Annotated in this window: 22 protein-coding genes and 1 rRNA gene; 5 read left to right on the forward strand and 18 right to left on the reverse strand. The window is 28.8% G+C overall.

Annotation, left to right across the window (positions count from 1 at the left end; all coding sequences use genetic code 11):
* The 5 genes from ACRC28_RS13110 to ACRC28_RS13130 all read right to left on the reverse strand — a co-directional run.
* Window positions 1-107 (reverse strand): 16S ribosomal RNA (locus ACRC28_RS13110); the annotation flags it as partial.
* A 423-nt stretch (window positions 108-530) separates the two neighbouring features.
* Window positions 531-1,049, reverse strand: coding sequence for a signal peptidase I (lepB, locus tag ACRC28_RS13115; RefSeq protein ID WP_438543900.1), 519 nt, complete (start codon window positions 1,047-1,049; stop codon window positions 531-533).
* 172 nt (window positions 1,050-1,221) lie between these two features.
* The gene (locus tag ACRC28_RS13120; RefSeq protein ID WP_438543901.1) at window positions 1,222-1,812 is read right to left on the reverse strand and encodes a TlpA family protein disulfide reductase; all 591 of its coding nucleotides are present in this window, start codon (window positions 1,810-1,812) and stop codon (window positions 1,222-1,224) included.
* Window positions 1,813-1,820: 8 nt separating this feature from the next.
* Window positions 1,821-2,483: a cytochrome c biogenesis CcdA family protein gene (locus ACRC28_RS13125; RefSeq protein WP_438543902.1), complete on the reverse strand. Its 663-nt coding sequence runs from the start codon at window positions 2,481-2,483 to the stop codon at window positions 1,821-1,823.
* A 2-nt stretch (window positions 2,484-2,485) separates the two neighbouring features.
* A complete protein-coding gene (locus ACRC28_RS13130) occupies window positions 2,486-2,980 on the reverse strand; it encodes a hypothetical protein (RefSeq protein ID WP_438543903.1) in 495 nt (164 codons plus the stop codon).
* Window positions 2,981-3,103: 123 nt separating this feature from the next.
* Here ACRC28_RS13130 and ACRC28_RS13135 point away from each other — a divergent pair, with 123 nt between their 5' ends.
* Window positions 3,104-3,469: a GntR family transcriptional regulator gene (locus tag ACRC28_RS13135; RefSeq protein ID WP_438543904.1), complete on the forward strand. Its 366-nt coding sequence runs from the start codon at window positions 3,104-3,106 to the stop codon at window positions 3,467-3,469.
* A gap of 71 nt (window positions 3,470-3,540) precedes the next feature.
* On the opposite strand, the gene ACRC28_RS13140 is transcribed toward ACRC28_RS13135, so the two are convergent.
* From ACRC28_RS13140 to ACRC28_RS13150, 3 genes are read right to left on the reverse strand one after another with little or no spacing between them, the layout of a single operon-like run.
* A complete protein-coding gene (locus ACRC28_RS13140; protein ID WP_438543905.1) occupies window positions 3,541-4,209 on the reverse strand; it encodes an ABC transporter ATP-binding protein in 669 nt (222 codons plus the stop codon).
* Window positions 4,209-5,387 carry a hypothetical protein gene (locus tag ACRC28_RS13145; protein ID WP_438543906.1) on the reverse strand — a complete coding sequence of 393 codons (1,179 nt, stop codon included), beginning with the start codon at window positions 5,385-5,387 and terminating at the stop codon, window positions 4,209-4,211. The genes ACRC28_RS13140 and ACRC28_RS13145 overlap by 1 nt, the downstream gene beginning before the upstream one ends.
* Window positions 5,388-6,437: an FtsX-like permease family protein gene (locus ACRC28_RS13150; RefSeq protein WP_438543907.1), complete on the reverse strand. Its 1,050-nt coding sequence runs from the start codon at window positions 6,435-6,437 to the stop codon at window positions 5,388-5,390.
* Window positions 6,438-6,650: 213 nt separating this feature from the next.
* On the opposite strand from ACRC28_RS13150, the gene ACRC28_RS13155 reads away from it, so the two are divergent.
* A complete protein-coding gene (locus tag ACRC28_RS13155) occupies window positions 6,651-7,559 on the forward strand; it encodes an N-acetylmuramoyl-L-alanine amidase (RefSeq protein WP_438543908.1) in 909 nt (302 codons plus the stop codon).
* A 36-nt stretch (window positions 7,560-7,595) separates the two neighbouring features.
* On the opposite strand, the gene nagE (ACRC28_RS13160) is transcribed toward ACRC28_RS13155, so the two are convergent.
* The gene (gene nagE, locus ACRC28_RS13160; protein ID WP_438543909.1) at window positions 7,596-9,038 is read right to left on the reverse strand and encodes an N-acetylglucosamine-specific PTS transporter subunit IIBC; all 1,443 of its coding nucleotides are present in this window, start codon (window positions 9,036-9,038) and stop codon (window positions 7,596-7,598) included.
* Between the two features lie 442 nt (window positions 9,039-9,480).
* On the opposite strand from nagE (ACRC28_RS13160), the gene ACRC28_RS13165 reads away from it, so the two are divergent.
* Window positions 9,481-9,972 carry a PTS sugar transporter subunit IIA gene (locus ACRC28_RS13165; RefSeq protein ID WP_438543910.1) on the forward strand — a complete coding sequence of 164 codons (492 nt, stop codon included), beginning with the start codon at window positions 9,481-9,483 and terminating at the stop codon, window positions 9,970-9,972.
* Between the two features lie 299 nt (window positions 9,973-10,271).
* Here the strand turns inward: ACRC28_RS13165 and nagE (ACRC28_RS13170) are convergent, their stop codons facing one another.
* The 5 genes from nagE (ACRC28_RS13170) to ACRC28_RS13190 form a co-directional block, all read right to left on the reverse strand.
* Complete coding sequence (gene nagE, locus ACRC28_RS13170; protein ID WP_438543911.1) at window positions 10,272-11,669, reverse strand: N-acetylglucosamine-specific PTS transporter subunit IIBC; 1,398 nt, start codon at window positions 11,667-11,669, stop codon at window positions 10,272-10,274.
* 216 nt (window positions 11,670-11,885) lie between these two features.
* A complete protein-coding gene (locus tag ACRC28_RS13175) occupies window positions 11,886-12,500 on the reverse strand; it encodes a class D sortase (RefSeq protein ID WP_438543912.1) in 615 nt (204 codons plus the stop codon).
* A gap of 57 nt (window positions 12,501-12,557) precedes the next feature.
* On the reverse strand, window positions 12,558-13,412 hold the full coding sequence (glcT, locus tag ACRC28_RS13180) for a glucose PTS transporter transcription antiterminator GlcT (RefSeq protein WP_438543913.1): 855 nt from the start codon (window positions 13,410-13,412) through the stop codon (window positions 12,558-12,560).
* 14 nt (window positions 13,413-13,426) lie between these two features.
* Window positions 13,427-14,356 carry a GNAT family N-acetyltransferase gene (locus tag ACRC28_RS13185; RefSeq protein ID WP_438543914.1) on the reverse strand — a complete coding sequence of 310 codons (930 nt, stop codon included), beginning with the start codon at window positions 14,354-14,356 and terminating at the stop codon, window positions 13,427-13,429.
* 302 nt (window positions 14,357-14,658) lie between these two features.
* Complete coding sequence (locus ACRC28_RS13190) at window positions 14,659-15,381, reverse strand: tRNA threonylcarbamoyladenosine dehydratase (protein WP_438543915.1); 723 nt, start codon at window positions 15,379-15,381, stop codon at window positions 14,659-14,661.
* A gap of 180 nt (window positions 15,382-15,561) precedes the next feature.
* Here ACRC28_RS13190 and ACRC28_RS13195 point away from each other — a divergent pair, with 180 nt between their 5' ends.
* Window positions 15,562-16,257, forward strand: a complete 696-nt coding sequence (locus ACRC28_RS13195; RefSeq protein ID WP_438543916.1) for a 5'-methylthioadenosine/adenosylhomocysteine nucleosidase — start codon at window positions 15,562-15,564, stop codon at window positions 16,255-16,257.
* Between the two features lie 52 nt (window positions 16,258-16,309).
* Here the strand turns inward: ACRC28_RS13195 and ACRC28_RS13200 are convergent, their stop codons facing one another.
* Window positions 16,310-16,636 (reverse strand): hypothetical protein, encoded by a 327-nt coding sequence (locus tag ACRC28_RS13200; protein WP_438543917.1) that lies wholly within the window; start codon window positions 16,634-16,636, stop codon window positions 16,310-16,312.
* Between the two features lie 193 nt (window positions 16,637-16,829).
* Here ACRC28_RS13200 and ACRC28_RS13205 point away from each other — a divergent pair, with 193 nt between their 5' ends.
* The gene (locus ACRC28_RS13205) at window positions 16,830-17,153 is read left to right on the forward strand and encodes a thioredoxin family protein (RefSeq protein ID WP_438543918.1); all 324 of its coding nucleotides are present in this window, start codon (window positions 16,830-16,832) and stop codon (window positions 17,151-17,153) included.
* Between the two features lie 96 nt (window positions 17,154-17,249).
* Here ACRC28_RS13205 and ACRC28_RS13210 read toward each other — a convergent pair whose 3' ends face one another.
* The 3 genes from ACRC28_RS13210 to ACRC28_RS13220 all read right to left on the reverse strand — a co-directional run bounded on the left by ACRC28_RS13210 (window position 17,250) and on the right by ACRC28_RS13220 (window position 20,559).
* Window positions 17,250-17,930, reverse strand: coding sequence for a PBECR4 domain-containing protein (locus ACRC28_RS13210; protein ID WP_438543919.1), 681 nt, complete (start codon window positions 17,928-17,930; stop codon window positions 17,250-17,252).
* A 356-nt stretch (window positions 17,931-18,286) separates the two neighbouring features.
* The gene (locus ACRC28_RS13215) at window positions 18,287-19,531 is read right to left on the reverse strand and encodes a DUF1015 domain-containing protein (protein ID WP_438543920.1); all 1,245 of its coding nucleotides are present in this window, start codon (window positions 19,529-19,531) and stop codon (window positions 18,287-18,289) included.
* Window positions 19,532-19,650: 119 nt separating this feature from the next.
* Window positions 19,651-20,559, reverse strand: coding sequence for a D-2-hydroxyacid dehydrogenase (locus ACRC28_RS13220; protein WP_438543921.1), 909 nt, complete (start codon window positions 20,557-20,559; stop codon window positions 19,651-19,653).
* Window positions 20,560-20,569: the final 10 nt, after the last annotated feature.

A 20,569-nucleotide genomic window follows, 5' to 3' on the forward strand; every position in this document is an offset into this window, starting at 1 on the left:
CCCGTCCGCCGCTAATCCGTTTTCCGAAGAAAACTTCATCGCTCGACTTGCATGTGTTAGGCACGCCGCCAGCGTTCGTCCTGAGCCAGGATCAAACTCTCAATAAAAAGTTTAATCTTAAATTGCTCATAAAACTTAACTATAAAAGAATTGCTGGTTTAAGTTTGTTTATATATTAATCTGTTCAATTTTCAAAGACCATTATTAATTTAACAATTAGGTTAATACCTAAATTAAGTATTATCAACTAAGTTCAAAATACTTAAATTAATTATTAAGCTATCTTGTTGTTAAATCGCTTGTCCCTTAGGACATTTACTACTATACCACCTGAATTTCATAGTTATAATATGATTTAATATCACCTAATGAGTTTATCTCCTTATATTAAGTTAATTCTTCCTTTTTCGACATTTTTCTACTTGTGATACACTAGGATAAGTAGAAGAACTTTCCTATTGTATCATTCATCTTTTGTTAATTTATATTCCATCTTTCGTTAAAATTAAATGAAAATTTTATCTTTTTTACTATTTTTTGAACATAACTCTTGCTTTCACTTCATCTTTTCTAAATGTACCAAAGTCTCTACTATCTCCACTTTCATTTCTGTTATCCCCCATAACAAATATTTCATCAATAGGAATTAATATATCTATATCCCCTGTTACCATCTCTTCTTTTATATATTCTTCCTTCAATTCTTTTTCATTAATATAAACCTTATTATTTTTTATAGTTAACCGCTCTCCTCCTTCTCCTATAATCCTCTTAACTATAGTTTTATTTGCTATTTCACTATTCCGTTCATTATCTACATCTATAACTATTATTTCTCCACGCTGTGGATTAGATAGTATATATGCTAATTTATTTAATACTACTACTTCATTATTCTCTAAAGTATTTTCCATAGAATGTCCCTTTACAATGCAAAAGGGAAATATTTCTCCAAAGATTTTTATAACTACAATACTTACAAGTATAAATTTAAAGAATTCTTTTAATCTAATTTCTCGCTTCTCTTCTATATACATTTCTTCAGACATTTCTTATCATCCTTAATTCTTTTTCTTCAATAAAATAATATGCTTCTTTCTTCAATTTATTGATTCTTAATTTTTAACTTCTATATCTTTAAGCTTTTCTAATTTCCTTGTCTTCGTTTTTACATATAAAAAAAGAAGATACAAAAATATCTTCTTTAACCTACTCTAAATCTTATTTTATCCCCACAAATTCCTTCATTTGCTGATAATCCATAGCTCCATTTCTATAATTAGCTATTTCACCTTTTTCATTTATTAATACTGAAGTTGGTAAATATCTTGCTCCATATTCTTCTGACACTTTCATATCTTTATCTAATAATACAGGGAAAGTATATTTATCCTCTTCCACAAATTTTTTCACCTTTTCTGTATTTTCTCCTACATTTATTGTTAGAATAACAATATCATTTCCATATTCCTTATATAACTTTTCTATATATGGCATCTCTTCTTTACAAGGTGGACACCATGACGCCCAAAAGTTTATAAATACTTTTTTACCTTTATAATTATTTAAACTTACTTCTTTACCCTCTAAATTTTCTAACTTAAAATTTATTTCTTTCGTAACTGTGGGTTTTGTATCTTGTAAATCACCAGGCTTTACATTCCAGTTATCTTCATTTAATGAATTTCCTACATTATCATTTTGACTTATATTAGTTTCTTCTTTTACTTTTTTCTCTTTTGATATTTTATAATATTCCATCCCTCCAAACACTAATCCTATCAATATAATTATTAATACAATCTTTTTCATATTACCTCCTATGAAATCAGTCCTATAACAATTACTAATTTATTAGTTGCTACAAGTATCCCCACTAATATCATTAGCACCCCTGTAATTACTTTAATCTTTCTCATATGCTTATATATATTTTTCCTAACAAAAGAAAAATGTTCTATTAGCATTGCACTTAATATAAATGGAATTCCAAGTCCTAATGAATATAATCCTAACATTAGTATTCCATTTAGGCTTGTATTTATTGATGTATACGTAAGAATTGAACCAAGTATTGGCCCTACACAAGGTGTCCAACCTGCTGCAAATACAATTCCCATCAAAAATGGTCCCATTTCATTTACTTTCTTTATTAGCTTTTTCTCTTTATAGATACTTCCTATCTTTATTATTTCTAATGTATATATCCCAAATATTATTATTAAAATTCCTGATAATATTCTTAAGCTTTCAAAATATCTATTAAAAATTTTACCTATGATAGTTGCTGATGCACCCATAATTATAAATACTACTGTAAATCCTAATATAAATATTAAGCTTCTTTTTAATATAATATCTTTTCTATTTTTCTGAGTATCCTTTGCTAGAATATTTATGTATGCTGGAATTAAAGGAAGTATACAAGGTGATAGGAATGATACTACTCCTGCAAAAAAAGCTACCATTATGCTTAAATTCACCTTTATTTCCTCTCTCTTATATCTTTAATCTTTAAATTATATTTTTCTGCTAACTTCTTAATTTTTTCAATTTCAACATCCTCTTCAAAAAATATAACAAACTCTTTATTAAAATTCCCCCAAATAGTCATAGCATTACCTAAGTAAAAAGAACTAAATAGTATTTCTTCATATGATAATTTAATTATAATCTCTAAAAATTCATCCTCTACTTCTGCAAAGATAACACTTTTCTCTTTCTTCTCTCTTATTTCCCTTAAATAATGTTCTTCTTTTTTTGAAAGGGTTTTTACTAATAACTCAAACTCTTTATCTTTTATTATGTTTCCATAATAATCTACTACAATATCCTTATTTATCTCTTTTATAAATTCTTTAAATTCACTTACCGTTGCATTTCCTACTTCTAATAATCCATTAGTATAATTATTTAATCCTTTTCCAATATCCTCTATGTATATGATATTTTCTAATTCTTCTTTTCCTACTGCTCTCATTATTCACCTTCCATTTATTTACTTTTTTTTGATTATAACATATAATTATGTTAAGAATATTATATATTATTTTTAAAGGAGGTGAAACCATTATAAGGAAACTCTTGTAATGGTTGTTTTCTATTGAATTTTGAAACTAGCACTCAAGAACCTATTTATATTCAAATTAAAAGACAAATAATTCAAATGATTGCTGATGGTACTTTTACAGAAGGTGATAGTCTTCCATCTGTAAGAAATTTAGCATCTTATTTAGATGTTAATATGCATACTGTTAATAAAAGCTACTCTCTCCTTAAGGAAGAAGGCTTTATAAATATAGAACCAGGTCGTGGCGCCTTTGTTCGCATTGATTTAAAAAAATCTAATGAAAATTTTAAAGAATCCTTAAGCCTTTTATTTAATGCTTTAGGACCTGAGCTTAAGCTTAGAGGAATTTCTAAGGATGAAGTTGTCTCTATATTTTTAAAAGAATCTGTAACTGAATAAATTTTAATCTAAAAAAAGGAAAGGTACTTCAAAAATCTGAAGCACCTTTCCTTTTTACTGATATTATCTTGTTAAATGAAGTTTCCATCCTTCATTAGTAATACTTTATCACAGTATTCTGAAACTAACTTATCATGAGTAACTACAATTATTGTTTTATTATATTTTTTATTAAGCCCTTTAAGAATCTCCATTATATTCTTACTATTTTCTTCATCTAATGCTCCCGTTGGCTCATCTGCAAGAATTATTTCTGTTTCTTGAGTTAAAGTTCTTGCAATAGCTACCCTCTGCATCTGACCTCCTGAAAGTTCATTTGCTTTTTTATTTCTTAAAGTTTCAATTCCTAATTCTTTTAAATACTTCTCTGCTATGCTTATCATTTCTCTTTTTTTCATTTTTCTAAATCTTAAAGGTAAAATTACATTTTCTAATACTGATAAATTTTTGATTAATGCAAAATTTTGAAAAATAAATGCCACTTTTTTATTTCTAATTTCATGAAATTTATTTATCTTCTTAAAATCAATCTCTTCTCCATTTATAAAGTATTTACCACCAGTTGGTGTATCTACACAACCTAAGATGTTTAAAAGAGTACTTTTACCACATCCTGATGCTCCCATAATAGCAACCATACTTCCCTTTTCTACACCTAAATTCAAATTTTTCAAAGCATCAACTCTTGATTCACCTTTTCCATAAACCTTACATATACCATCTAATCTTAACTCTTCCATTACTCAATCAATCCTCCCATCATCTCTTTAGGTGTTAATTTATCTATAGCCCTTATATTAATTAAAATTATACCTATCAATAAGACGCTTATAATAATCATTGATATTATCAAGTTTAAAATAGATGTCTCATTCATGAAAACAAAGTAAACTTTATCATTATTCTTAAAGTATATTAATGTTCCTATAAAAATCCCCATTAAAATAGATAACGATATTTCCTTTATAAATATTTTCTTTATCTCTTTCTTGCTTCCTCCGAGTGCATAAAGAATCCCTATTCTATCTTTATCACTCATAACCTTGTAGGCTATGGTAACCATAATAGTTCCTAAAATAATTATGCTTACTGTAAAAGCTCTTCCTATATCATAAACTTTTTCAGCATTAATATCTTTTATATGATTATCTATACTATCCTTTAGTCTATAAAATGTAAATTTATTCAATTCCTCTGGTAAATCCTTCGCAATATTTACCTTATCAAATATTATTATATTTGGCGCTACTATGGATTCCTTCAAGTATTTTTGTTCATCTATTGGAATTATAACTGATGAGTTTAAAAGTTCTGCCTGCCCTATACCCATTCCTTCACTTATTAGCATTCCTTCATCTAAAAAGCCTTTAACCTTTAAAACCTCTCCATCGTTATTTATTTCGTCACCAATCCTATATTTATTCTTAAAAGAGCTTCCAAGTATACATGGCACTATATTTCCATTTTTATTCCATTCTTTTTCATCTATATCTATATAATTTTTAACTAATCTATAGTTAAATTCCTTTAAATACATTTTATCTTCTACTGATATAAATCTTGAAAACTTATCATCCATTTCTTTTTTTGTTACATTTAAAGTTTCAAACTCCATTCCCTTACCATTTTTATTATAAAGACCATACTCTATCTTATTCTCTTTTAAATAGTCTACTAGCTTTATACTATCCTTTACTTGAACCTCTAAAGGAACATTTTTCATACCGTACTTTTCAAAACCTACTGACTGTACATTTTCTATATCAAATGATTTTTCATACCTTTCAATAAAATTTTTATCAAAGGTTAATAATGATACTAATGATGTCATATATACAGTCCATAAGCATATTTGTATACCTAGTAAAACATTTATTATTACATTTCTTTTAATGTCAAAAAATATAAACTTTTTCATTTATCTTATCTCCTTTAACACTTTAAATCTAGCTACACTAAATACACTTATCAATGATATTATTAAAGATAAAATGATTATCAATGCTATAGTTGCTACAATTACTTCTAAGGTTAATGGTGCATATCCCACGGGGCTCGTCTCTCTGAAATACATGATAGCAACCTGAGTTAAAATAGTTCCTAATAAGGCTCCACCCCCTGCAACCTTTATGATTCTACTAAAAAGCTCTTTAAATACATATTTATTATCTGCTCCTAAAACCCTCATAACTGCTAAATCTCTTTTTACTACCTTTGTATAAAAATATGAAAACATACTAATATTTATCAATCCTAACAATATCTGTATAACTCTATCTTTTATTTCTGTTGGTCTTTTTAAAATTTCTTCTATAACAGACTGCTTTTTAATTCCACGTACTGATGTTTTATATCCCATCTTCTCATTTATCTTTAAAAATTTATCTCTTTCAACCTTACTTATACCAATGCCTATATTTTCTTCTTTAATATCTAGTATCCCTAAAGATTCTATTGGCACTACTATAAAATTAGGAAAAGCTTTTGTATTTTTTATCTGTCCAATCACTTCAAAGTTTTCTTCATATAATTCTATGTATCTTTTTCCACTTACTTCAACTGTATTTTTATTTAAATTTTCTCCAATGATAACACTTTTACTTTTTCCTTCTAAATCATCTTTAGAAAATTCCCCTTCTAAGGTCATAAAATCTTTAATATTAAACCCTTTCGCGATTGGCATTACTATGGACTCCGTTGTTCCTTTTTCTCCATATTCACTCATATATATCATAGGCAATGCAAAATAATTATCTATTCCTTCATCTTCTAACTTTTCTATAAACTCTCTATGAGTTAATTCCTTTCCACTAAAGTCAATCCACACTTGCTCAAAGTTATCCCATAGATTATTTTCTTCTACTACATCCTGATATATAGGATATATTGAGCTAATTGTTATCATTATTAAGAACGTTGTTATTAAAAAACCTAATCCTAAAAACCTGTCTACTATATTTCCTCTCATTATCCATCTCCTTTAAACCAAATTTAACCTTTTACTCACTTTCCTTTTTTTATATTATAATACTTATTTTACCATTTTTTTTCTTTAGAGTAAATATTTTTTATGTTAACCAATTGCTTAAAAGCATTTTTTCTTTAACAAAAAACCTGTAAAGTGAATATCTTATTTATTGATAGAAGTATTTCTATTTAAAATTTTTACGAGGTGATAATTATGAAAATTGCTGTAAGAGGTGGACATAACTTTAGTGTTCCTGGTGCTCGTGGCATTATCGATGAAACTACTGAAGATAGAAAAGTAAAAGATTCTGTTATAAAATATTTAAAATTAATGGGGCATTCAGTTATTGATGTAACTCCTTCTGATAGCTCTAATACTGTTAATTCTGATTTAACTTTTGGTGTAAATAAAGCTAATTCAGCAAATGCTGATTTATTTATATCTATTCATTTTAATAAAGCTTATACAACTTATGCTGGTGCTATTGGTACTGAAGTTTTAGTTTCAAATGCAAGTAAAAGTAATACTAGTGCTAAAGGTGTATTAAAGAAATTAACTGATTTAGGATTTAAAAATCGTGGTATTAAAGAACGTTCTGGACTTTATGAATTACGTGCAACTAATATGTCTTCTATGATTGTTGAAGTATGCTTTGTTGAAGCAACTGAAGATGTAAAGCTTTATAGAAGTTTAGGCTTTGATGCTGTTGGAAAAGCTATCGCTGAAGGTGCCGTAAACAGTACTGTATCAACAACTCCTAATCCTCCTTCACCCTCTAAACCTACGCCTCCTCCATCTAAACCTAATCCTACACAAAGTAACCCATGGGTGGTAGAACTTCAAAAAGAATTAAATAGAAGCTTTAATGGTAATCTTACTGTTGATGGTCTTGCTGGTGCTAAAACATCAGATGCATGTCCTACATTATCTATAGGCAATAAAGGTAAAATAGTCCAACTTATTCAAATAAAATTAAATTCTTTAAAATTTAATTGTGGTGTTGTAGATGGTGTTTTTGGTGCTAGTACAAAAACAGCTATTATAGCTTTTCAATCCAATAAAGGTTTAACTGCTGATGGTATTATGGGAGACAAAACTTGGAGTAAGCTTTTAAATTCTTAAAATAAAAAACTGAGTTGCTAAAAGCAACTCAGTTTTTTACATTATTTTCTTTATATGACTTACTAGTGGATCTGCTAATGTTCCAAATATAACTTGAACATTCTTAGAATCTAATCTCATTATTCCACTTGCACCTAATCTTTTTAATTCTGCATCATTTAATTTACTTGCATCTACTGCAACTAATCTTATTCTAGTTACACATGCATCAATGCTTTCAATATTTTCTTTTCCTCCAAGTGCTTCTAAAACAGCTACTGCTTTCTCACTTATTGGAGATGCTTTTGTTACTTTCTTTTCACTTGATTCAATTTTTCCTACGCCTCTTTGGCCTTCATCCTCAAGTAAATCCTCATCTTCTTCTCTTCCTGGTGTTTGAAGATTAAATTTTGTTATTCCAAAATAAAATACTACAAAATATATTGCTGCAAATATTAATCCAATTAATATTAATAATACTGGTTTAGATGCTATTCCAAAGCTTAATACATAATCTAATAATCCTGCTGAGAAACCAAATCCTACTTTAATTCCAAACAAGCTACATATTGCCATGGACACACCTGTCATTATTGCATGGAATCCATATAAAACTGGTGCTATAAACATAAATAAGAATTCAATTGGTTCTGTTATTCCTGTTAAGAATGATGTTAACGCTAATCCAATTAACATTCCTGTTACAGCTTTTCTCTTTCCTTTTTTAGCTGCTAAAATCATTGCAATACAAGCAGCTGGTAATGCAAACATCATTATTGGATAAAATCCTGTTGTATATATTCCCGCAGTCGGATCACCTGCATAAAATCTTGCTATATCACCATGTGCTACAAGTCCTGTTGCTGGATTTGTGTATGTTCCAAATTCAAACCAGAATATTGTATCTAAAACGTGATGTAAACCAAATGGTATTAGTAATCTATTTAAAACTCCAAAAATAAATGCACCTATTGCACCTGCTGAAGCTAATGAGTTACCAAAGCTATTTATACCATTTTGTACTAATGGCCAAATATACCCTGCTCCTATTCCAAATATTAAACAAACTACTGCTGTTATTATTGGAACAAAACGCTTTCCACCAAAGAACCCTAAGAACTGTGGTAATTGGATATCTCTAAATCTATTATATAAAAGCCCTGCTGTAATACCTACTATAATACCTGCTAAAACTCCCATATTTATAGTTTTATTAAAAGAAGTTGCCACATCAGTTAAAACATAATATCCAACTACAGATGCAAGCCCTGCAACTCCATTATTTTCTTTTGCAAGTCCTATTGCTATCCCCACTGCAAACAGAATTGGTAAATGATCAAATATTGTTTGTCCTGCCACATGCATCCATGGAATATTAAAAATATCCGGTGCTCCTAATCTTAATAAAAGTGCTGCTGCTGGCAAACAAGCAACTGGTGTCATCAAAGCTTTTCCAAGCTTTTGAAGAGACCCTAAAACTTTACTATTTCCCTTAGCCATAAAAATCCTCCATCTTCTTTTTTTAAATCAACCTAACCATCCTTGCATATAATTGCAAACAATAAAAAAAGCTGAAAAAGATATAGTTTCTCCTTATATCCTTTTCAGCTAATGCCCTTTTTGGTTACACGCTGATTACGTTTTATTTTTTTATGTAACATCATATTAATATCTGTGTCGAATTTTGTCAACATATTCGACATTTTTATCTGTTTTCTTAAAATATCCTTTCTATTTATTACATTAATTGGATTTTAACCTCTTTGTTTTGTTTAAAATATGTTCATTTTTATCTTGACTTAAATTATATTTTTATTTATAATTTAATTAACGTGTTACTGAGTAATGATCAGGCATAAGTTTTTCTTTAGAGAACTTATGCCTTTTTTTATATACTATTACTCTAAATTAGTAAATTTATAGATAAAGTGAGGATTTAAATATGTTTGGATTTTTCAAAAAAAATAAAAAAGATAATGGATTAAAATTAGTAGCTCCTGCAACAGGAAGAGTAGTTCCTGTTTCTGAAATACCAGATCCTGTTTTTGCTCAAAAAATGGCTGGTGACGGAGTTGGAATAGATATAACTGGAGATACAATAGTTGCTCCTGCCGATGGAGAAGTAACTTTAATCTTCAAAACAAAACATGCATTTGCAATGACACTTGCTAACGGTATTGAAATTTTAGTTCACGTTGGTATTGAAACTGTTTCTTTAAATGGAGAAGGTTTCACTCAATTAGTTGAACAAGGAGCTAACGTTAAAGCAGGAACTCCAATCTTAAAAATAGATAGAGAATTCATCAAAAGCAAAGGATGTCCATTAGTAACTCCAGTGCTTATAACAAATGTAGATGCAACACAAAGCATAACTCCAATAACTTCAATAGATGCAGTAGCTGGAGAAACAACTGTTGTAGAATACACAGTTTAAAAAAGTCATTTTAGTTAACACTTAAAATAAATAAAACCCAAATATAAACAAGCCCAGAGAAGGTACTACCTTAACTAGGCTTGTTTTTTTAGTTAAGAAGGAAGAAGTAACAGTTAACTATCTACGATAAAATTTATCGCCAGATAAATTTTGAGTCCTTCTCCAGAATCGCTTGCGATTCCTCCCCCATTCTAAATTTTTAACTTTAAATTCCAAATTAACCCCAACTCTTCACTCTAACCTATTCCCTCTTAACTAAAAAAAAGCCATCACACCCAAAGGCATGACAGCTAAATTCTCTATTTCATTATTTTCTTCATACTAGTAACTATTGGATCTGCTAAAGTTCCTACTATAACTTGTACGTTTTTAGCATCTAATTTAATAATTCCACTAGCTCCTAATTTCTTTAACTCTGCTTCATCCATTACAGTTGAATCATTTAAAGTTAATCTAAGTCTTGTAATACATGCATCTAGTGATTCTATGTTTTTAGGACCACCTAACGCTTCTAATATTTTTTCTGCTTTTTCATCTATATTAGTTTTTGAATTTCCTATTTGTCCTTCATCTTCTAATGCATCATCATTTTCTCTACCTGGTGTTGGTAAGTTGAATTTTGTGATTACAAAGTAGAATACTACAAAGTATATTGCTGCAAATATTAATCCTACTATAACTATTGTTGCTACACCTTTTGAAATTCCCATACTTAATAAGAAATCTATTAATCCTGCTGAGAATCCAAATCCCATAGCTAAGTTTAGTATATTCGCCAGTGCTAATGCTATTCCTGTCATTATAGCGTGGAATACATATAATACTGGTGCTAAGAACATAAATGTAAATTCGATTGGTTCAGTTATTCCTGTTAAGAAAGCTGTGAATGCTATACTTATAAGCATTCCTGTAACTGCTTTTCTCTTTGATTTTTTAGCTGCTGCAATCATTGCGATACATGCTGCTGGTAATGCAAACATCATTATAAAGTAGAATCCAGTCATGTAAGTACCTGCAGTCGGATCTCCAGCAAAGAATCTTGCTATATCACCTTTAACAACTTCTCCAGTTGCTGGATTTGTGAAAGTTCCAAATTCAAACCAGAATATTGTATTTAAAACGTGGTGTAATCCAAATGGAATTAATAATCTGTTTAATATACCGAATACTCCAGCACCAACAGCTCCTAATGCAACCATTTGGTTACCAAAGTTGTCTAATCCACCTTGAACTAGTGGCCATCCGTATCCTGCTAATACACCTAATAACATACAAGTAACTGAAGTTGCTATTGGAACAAAACGCTTTCCTCCAAAGAACCCTAAGAATTGTGGCAGTTGAATGTCTCTAAACTTATTATAAAGAACTCCTGCTACTATCCCTGAAATAACCCCTGCTAAAACACCCATGTTTATAGTTTCATTGAATGATATAGCTACATTTGTTATCGTATAATACCCTACTGCTGCTGCAAGACCTGCAACCCCATTGTTTTCCTTCGCAAGTCCTATTGCAATACCAATTGCAAATATCATTGGAAGGTTGTCAAAAATCGCTGCTCCTGCTTTGTGCATCCAAAGAATGTCTAATACGTCTGGAGCTCCTAATCTTAATAAAAGTGCTGCTGCTGGCATACAAGCAACAGGTGTCATTAAAGCTTTTCCAAGCTTTTGAAGTGAACCTAAAATTCCTTTCATAATTCTTCCCCCTTCTTTTTTTGACCCATAACCCCTAATTTTTTCCACGAAAAAAAAGCTAGAAAGAATTAAAGACCTATAGTCTTTTAATTCTTTCTAGCTAATGCCCATCATATATTTAAAAATGGTTACACGCCAATTTAATTCTTTATTTCTTTCTACAATATTATTATATTTCCAAAAGAAAACATTTGCAACTATTTTTTAAATTTTTTATTAATTTTTATTCATATTTATTTTGACTAATTTCGCTATAAATCTCTCTGGTGCAGGTCCTATATATCTAAAAGGATAACAAGTTACCAATGTTAAGGTTGATTCTTCACTTTGTTCTAATATAGACATATCCTCAGGCTTAGTTATATAAGTTTTTGTAACCTCATACTCATATACTCCATTAATAGTTTGTACTTTTAATATATCTCCAATCTGTATATCTTCAATAAATCTAAAGGTTACCTCCCTATGCCCTAAAATAACTGCATTTCCCTTATTATCATCTATAGATACACCATTATCATACAATCCAGCCCCATCTTCTAAAGTCTTATCTGTTGCACCTTTTAATATTGGAACTTCTAACCCTTCTTTAACTATAATTTTCCCAATAATTCTTTCTCCATTAACTTCTACATAACTGTCTTTGTCAATTTTGCTTTCTTCTTTTCTGTTTTTTTCTTCCTTCTTTTCTTCTAACTTTTCATTTAATACTAATAAATTTTCTTCTGCTTTTGCTTTCTCAAGCTTCATCTTAAAAAACGGATATCCCATACATAGAATTCCACCAATGATTAATATGCTCCCACTTATTTTTAATCCTCTTTTTCCCACTTCAATACCCCTTATTTTTAAAAACGGTAAAACTTCTTAAATAAGAAGTTTTACCGTCTATTTTTTAATAGTAACTCTAAATCTTTCTATATGCATTGTTATATATGCAATTTCATCTTCACTAATTACAGTATCCAATTCATTTGATAATAATTTTCCTACTTTGCTTGCAATCTTATATGATTCTCTATATTTTAACTTTATTATACCTCTTAGCTCATTTTCTATAGTATTCTTTGTTAAAATTCTTTCTATTGCAAATCTTATATGTGTTAGGAATCTTGCATAATCTAAAGATTTTCTTTTTATTTCAATTCCCAACTCATCTTCCACAAGTTCAATAATACTGTTTCCTAAGTAACTATATTTTACTGTATTAGATAATTTCCCATTATTTCTAGCAGAATGTATATGAAGTGCTATAAATCCAACCTCTCCATCTGGAACTTCAATCTTTACTTCCTTTTCTAATCTTTCACTAGCTTTTTTAGCTAAAAAGAATTCCTGTGCATATAAGGTTTCTATTTCTACTAAGAAAGGATTTTGTATCTCTTCACCACTTTCAAGACGCTTTATTGCAAATGCTAAATGGTCTACTAATCCGATGTGAATATTTTCACTTAATTCTTCTTTAAGTTCTTCTGAAATGTCATAAATTATTTCTTCAAACAGTCCTAATAGTTTTTCATCAGTTCGTTCTATTACCTTATTGAAGTTTTCAATATTTTGTTCGTTTTGTATTATAAATACTTTATCAATTTCAGTTCCTTTTTCTATTACTGTTCCAAATTTCTTACCAAACCCTATCCCTTTTTCAAATAATATTTTTTCTTTTCCTTCTGATTTTACTAAGATTATATTGTTATTAAATACCTTTACTAAAACCATATCATTTTCAAGAGATATTTTCATTTTCTTCACCCCTTTTATTTGACCTTATAATAAGTTACGTGATCTTCCCATACTCCATTTATAAATAAATATTTTTTATTTATTCCCAGCTTTTCAAAACCACACTTTTCAAGTACCTTTTTAGATTTTTCATTATTAACTAATGCAGAAGCTTCCATTCTATGAAGCTCTAAATCTTCAAATGAATATTTAATCATAAGATTAACCGCCTCTTGCATATAGCCTCTCCCTTGAAATTCTTCATCAATTGAATATCCTAAAATCCCACTTTTAAATACACCATAAACTATATTTGACAATCTTATCTTTCCAATTATTTTTTCATCTTTTATAATTGCCATATCATATGATGTCCCATTTAAAAATTGCTTATAACTTTCATTTAATGTTCCCTTTTGAACTTCTAAAGTATAAAACTCATTTTCCCTTGCTGGTTCAAATTTTTCTAAATGTTTTTTATTACGAATATAATATTCTGTTAATTCTTCCGCATCACTTGGTGTTAAATTTCTTAAATAAATGTTTTCCCCTTGAATCTTAACCATGGGCTCACAATTTTTATATCTATAATCTTCACGATTTATTCCAAATATTAATTCACTTCTCCTAATTCCATTTATAATATTATTTTCTGAAATTATTCCTTCTAAAATAAATCCTGAATCTAAAAATGGTGATAATTTCATTCCTTCAACTACACTCACATTTATCTTATAAACTCTTTTATCTTTAAATGTAGCACCTAATATTAAATCTAATGTTTCTCTTAATAAATTATAGTCTTGCTCTCTATAAAATTTAAACTTAACATCACACTTTTGATTTTCAAAATCCATCTCTATAATATTAAATCGCCCAATACTTATATTATTTTTATCTCTTATTAAGTATTCACTTTGACTACCACTACTTAAAGATATGTTAACATTGTTTTTTAATGCCATATTCCTATCTCCTAAGCTAATCATTCTTATAAGACTATTATATAATATAGTCTTTTTATTACAAGACTTTTAACAGTTCTTATATTACAAATAAAAAAGTTTCTCCTCTATATTCAAAGGAAAAACTTTTCTATAAGTTATGCACATTACTCACAATATGTTGTTGATAACTTTTTTTGGAACACTATATATTGTGTTGTTTTTTGGTATACCCTTCTATTTTTTGTTATTTTAAATCCTTTTTAGGAATTTATTGTATATTTTTGCTTCTATTCTCAATAAAAGTTATCCACAGTTTCCTTTTATTTTAGAATATCTTTAACAACTTCACTTGCAATTATCATTCCTGCAACTGGTGGTACAAAGGACATACTTCCCGGTGTTTGTCTTTTCTTTGTTCCTTTTACAATCTCTGAAACCATTTCAGTATTTGGCTTTGCTGGTATTTCCTCTGAATAAACTACCTTAAGCTTTTTCACGCCTCTTTTTTTAAGTTCACTTCTCATAACCTTTGCTAAAGGACATACCTTTGTTTTATGTACATCTGAAACTTGGAACATCGCTGGATTCATTTTGTTCCCTGTCCCCATAGAGCTTATTATCTTTATATCATTTTCATAGCAATATTTTGCTAATGCAATTTTAGCCGTTACTGTATCTATTGCATCTACAACATAATCTACAGAACCGTCTAAAAACATTTCAATATTATCTGGAGTTACAAATTCCATAAAAGTAGTAACCTTGCAGTCTTTATTTATAGATTCTATTCTTTCCTTCATAACGTCAACTTTAACTTTTCCCACAGTATCATAAGTTGCTATTATTTGTCTGTTTAAATTAGTTATATCTACAGTATCATTATCTACAATAACTATCTCGCCAATTCCAGCTCTTGTTAAAGCTTCTGTTGCAAAGCCTCCAACTCCTCCAACTCCAAATATAACCACTTTAGAATTTCTTAATTTATTTAATCCTTCAGAACCTATTACAAGTTCAGTTCTTGTCAATGTATGTTTTTCCATAATCTCATCCTTTCCATATCATATATTATGTATACTTATCCTTATATTTTATTTTATCCTTTACCTATATACAAGATTTTTTATCGAATTACTCCTTATTTAGTTTACTTAACTATCTATTAATTTTATAATATTATGTAAGACTAAAAGTCTATATTAATTTTTGGAGGTAACTTTTAAATGGTTATAGGAATAATTAGCGCAATGAGCGAAGAATTAGAACTTCTTTTAAATGATATGGTAGTTGAAGAAAAAGTAGTTAAAGCTAACATGACATTTCATAAAGGAAAAGTTTGGGGAAAAGATGTTGTAGCAGTAGTATCAGGAATTGGTAAAGTAAATGCAGCAGTTTGCACTCAAATCCTTATTTCAGAATATAAAGTAAACAGTGTTATTAATGTTGGTGTAGCTGGAGGAATCGGAAAAGACATATATCCAGGTGATGTAGTAGTAGCTGAAAACCTAGTACAACATGACGTTGATACAACTGTTTTTGGAGATGCTCACGGTCAAGTTCCAAGAATGGATACTTTTGATTTCTTATGTGACGCCGAATTAGTTAAATTAGCTAAACTTTCATGTGATGAAATAAAAGACATAAACACATTCTCAGGAAGAATAGTATCAGGAGACCAATTCATTGCAAGCGTTGATAAAATCAAATGGCTTGAAAGTGAATTTAATGCAATAGCATGTGAAATGGAAGGTGCAAGTATAGCACACGTTTGTTACTTAAACACAATTCCATTTGTAATAATCAGATCAATCTCTGATAATGCTAACAATGGAGCACATATGGATTATGAAAAATTCATACCAATTGGAGTTAAAAACTCAACAACAATATTAAAAGCTATGATTGAAAAATTAGCTTAATCAAAAAAAGATTGCCTTTAAATTTTTAAAGACAATCTTTTTTTCTCATAGATTACATTTTCACATTATAATTTAAAAATATAGATATTCCTGCTACTATTATACCTATTGCTAAAAGAACTATGGCTACGATTAAAATTATTTCTACTGGTGTATAAGCATCCCCATTTCTCTTTTTATAGCTTAATTTATTGCTAATAGTATTTTTATGAGCTTTATGTATAGCTTTAGTTTTATTGCTGTAATTTATTTTCTTCATCTTTACTTTTGCTATTTGCTCTACCTTTTTTGGTTTTATACTATATTGCATTTTAGCTTTTTTATGCTCGTACTCTTTCCCATCTTTAAATTTTATATTTTTCAAATCTACTATTTTCATCGCTATGTTATCCACCCTAACTTTATTTATATATAGATTATAACATTTCTTTATAGTAGATTTCCCCTTTCTTCATTTAATTTTAATTATTATTTAATATCTATTTATAGATTTTCTTATAACTTTTTCAATTTTTTGGAATAGTTTATTGAATTCTTTTGCTATAATTACATTATAAAAGGAGATGATTTTTTTGGTTAAAGTTAATTCAATAAATGAAATCAATGAGTACATAAAAAATAATCCTATTACAATTTTATATTTTACTGGCTTTGATTGTGGTGCTTGTGAGGCTATTAAATTTAAAGTTGAAAATATTTTAAAGGAGTATCCTAAAATCACTGGTATTGAACTTAGTGGTGAAAAATACCCTGAAATAGCTGCTAACTTTAATGTTTTTTCATTACCACTACTTATTTTATTCGTAAACAAAAAAGAGACCCTTCGCTATGGAAGAGCCATTGACTTACTAGAATTTGAAAAAACTATATACAGGTACAATAATTTATTAGACTAAAATAGACTTATATTTAGACTACTTTCTATTCTATCTATATATACTTTTCATTATAATAAATTCTAAATATTCTATTATATAGTTTACTTACTAGCTTTATGAGTTGTTGCGTTTTATGCAACAACTCATATTTTCTAGTCGAGAGTCCATTTCTAGAGTATTACAATCAATTTCCTCTCTTATCTTTTCATAATATTTTAAAACTCTACTTCTATCACCTATTAAAATTTCTGCAAATTTTGAATCAGTTGCTTTTTTTCTTAATACAAGTTCTACTACTCCACTCTTTTGCATATCTAATTCATTACCTTTAATTAAAGTTTTAGGATATGACTTAGATGTATTTATAAACCCAAAAGTGCATTTATTATCAGATGTTGCGAAATTACAAATAATCTTATTCTTTCTAAAGGTTTCTTGAACACTAATATAATTATTTTTATTAAACATATCCATAATATTAGGAAGAACTTTTATTTTTCTTCTAACTGAACCTATTACTGATTTTTCACTTTGACTATGCTTTATAAAATCAATTTGATTTTCTTCTAATATACCTTTATAGCACTTATCAAAAAACTCTATTGGAGACAAGTCAGAACTAACTCCTATTAAATGCATATAATTTTCCTCTTTTGCATTTATTATGTAATAATCTTTTTTTCTAAATGCTGATGAACATACTAAATACTCATAATCTATAAATACTTTTTTATAATTATATGCTTCCTTTATTGCAATATTCTTAACTCTTTCCTTAAAAGTAATTTGTTCCATATAATCCTCCTCTAAAAAATAAAAAGGATGACAATGTCATCCTTTTATTGATTTTTCGCAGTTTACTCTGGAATGGGTATGAGTTTTTCGTCTTCATCCCGACGATAAAATGTACTGGTACATTTTATTTATATTTAAAATATTAATTTAAATTTTCTTTTTATATTTATATTATATGCTCATCATATAAAAAGTCAACTATTTATTATATCTTAAAATATTAAACACCATATTACAACTACTAATAATTTTTTAAATACTTTCCTAAATAAGCTTTCATTAAAGGCTTATTTAAAGTTTTTTGTTAAAATATACTTATTACACACGACAAAAGTTATTCTTTTTTGTATTTCCAATTATGATAATTTATGAATAAATAATCCACTTCTAAGCTTTGGTTCAAACCATGTTGATTTTGGTGGCATTACTTTTCCGATGTCTGAAACATCCATAATATCTTTTATTTCTGTTGGATACATAGAAAATGCTAATTTCATATCTTTTTTAAGTCTTCTATTCAATTCTTCTATTCCTCTTATTCCACCTATAAAGTCAATTCTTTTAGATGTTCTTACATCTTCTATATTTAGTATTCTTTTTAGTACTCTTTCTTGTAATATAGATACATCTAGTCTTTCTATTGGATCTTCATTATTGAAAATTCCATCCTTAGCCTTTATTTTATACCATTCACCTTCTATGCACATACCAAATGTGTGCTTTTCTGTAGGCTTAAATCCATTATCATTTTCACATTTTTCTACTTCAAAGTCTTCTGATATCTTTTCTAAGAATTCATATTTTGAATATCCATTTAAGTCTTTTATTACTCTATTATAATCCATTACCATAAGTTCTTTATCTGGGAATGCTACTGCTAAAAAGTAATTAAATTCTTCTTCCCCTGTATAGTTTGGATTTTCTTCTCTTCTCATTTGCCCAACTTTTGCAGCTGATGCTGATCTATGATGCCCATCTGCTATATACATATACTTTACATCTTTAAATAATTCTACAATTTCTCTTACTATTATCTCATTATTTATTGCCCATACAACGTGTCTTATTCCATCTTCTGCTACAAAATCATATACAGCTTCTTTATTACTCCACGCTTCTATTACTGCTGATATAACATCATCATCTCTATAAGTTAAGAATATTGGTCCTGTATTTGCATCACAATAATCTACATGATTTATTCTATCTTGCTCTTTGTCTGCTCTTGTAAACTCATGCTTTTTTATTCTATTTTCTAAATAATCATCTATAGATGCACAAAATACTAATCCAGTTTGAGCTCTTCCATTCATGACCTGTCTATAAACATATAAACATTCATTTTCATCTTCTTTTAAATAATTTTTCTCAATCATTTCATTTAAGTTATCTCGTGCCTTTTCATACACTTTTTCATCATGAATATCTATATCTTTATCTAAATCCACCTCTGCTTTATCTACATGCAAAAATGAGTATGGATTTCCTTTTACCATTTCTCTAGCTTCATCACTATCCATTACATCATAAGGTAGTGCTGCAATTTGTGATGCTAATTCAGTTACAGGTCTTATACCTTTAAATCCTTTTATTTTAGCCACTTTCTCTCCTCCTTATATATGTTAAATTAGGAGCATGACCTAAACCCTGGAAACTAGAACGACCTTAAAATCTAACTAGCTCCTTCAAGGTTTATCCCCTACTCCTAAAATAACTCTTTTTATATATTAAAGAAATTTTTAATTACTTCTACAACTTCATCCCCAATTCTATCTTGTGCTTCGTTAGTCGCAGCTCCAATATGAGGTGTTACACTAACCTTTGGATGATTTATTAATATCTCATTTTTTGTAGGTTCTTCTTCAAAAACATCAACTCCAGCTCCACTTATTTTACCTTCATTTAAAGCTTTTATTAACGCTTCTTCATCTACAACCTTTCCTCTTGCACAATTGATTAGATAAGAATTTTTCTTCATCATATCAAATTCTTTATCACTTATCAATGAACCATTTGCCTTATCATAAGGCACATGAAGTGATATGAAATCAGAATTTTTAAGTACCTCTTCAAGGCTTACAAATTCATATTTTAAGTCCTCATGTCTTCCTTCTATTGTGAAGTAGATAACCTTCATTCCTAAAGCTTCTGCCTTTTTAGCTAAGCTTCTACCAATTCTCCCCATTCCAACTATACCAAGAGTTTTCCCATTTATTTCTGTTCCTTGGTATAACTTTTTATTCCATGCGCCTTCTCTCATAGTTGCATTTGCTATTCCTATAAATCTTGCAACTGCAAACATATGTCCAATTGCAAGCTCTGCAACTGAATCTGAACTTGCATTAGGAGTATTTTTTACTGTAACTCCAATACTTTCTGCATACTTTATATCAATATTATCAATACCAACTCCAGCTCTTATAGCAAGCTTTAGTTTTCCCCCTTTTGATGCTTCTAGTACTTCCTCTGTTAGTTTAGTTGCAGATCTTATTACGATTGCATCAAACTCTTTTAAAGTTTCTCCTAATACCTCTTTGTCATAATGATGGTTTACAACTTCAATCCCTAACTCTTGTAGTTTAGTGATTGCCTTAGCTTGTAATCCATCGTTAGTCAATACTCTATACATGTGTAGCCCC

The organism is Clostridium sp., assembly GCF_051650885.1.
Classification (GTDB): domain Bacteria; phylum Bacillota; class Clostridia; order Clostridiales; family Clostridiaceae; genus Clostridium.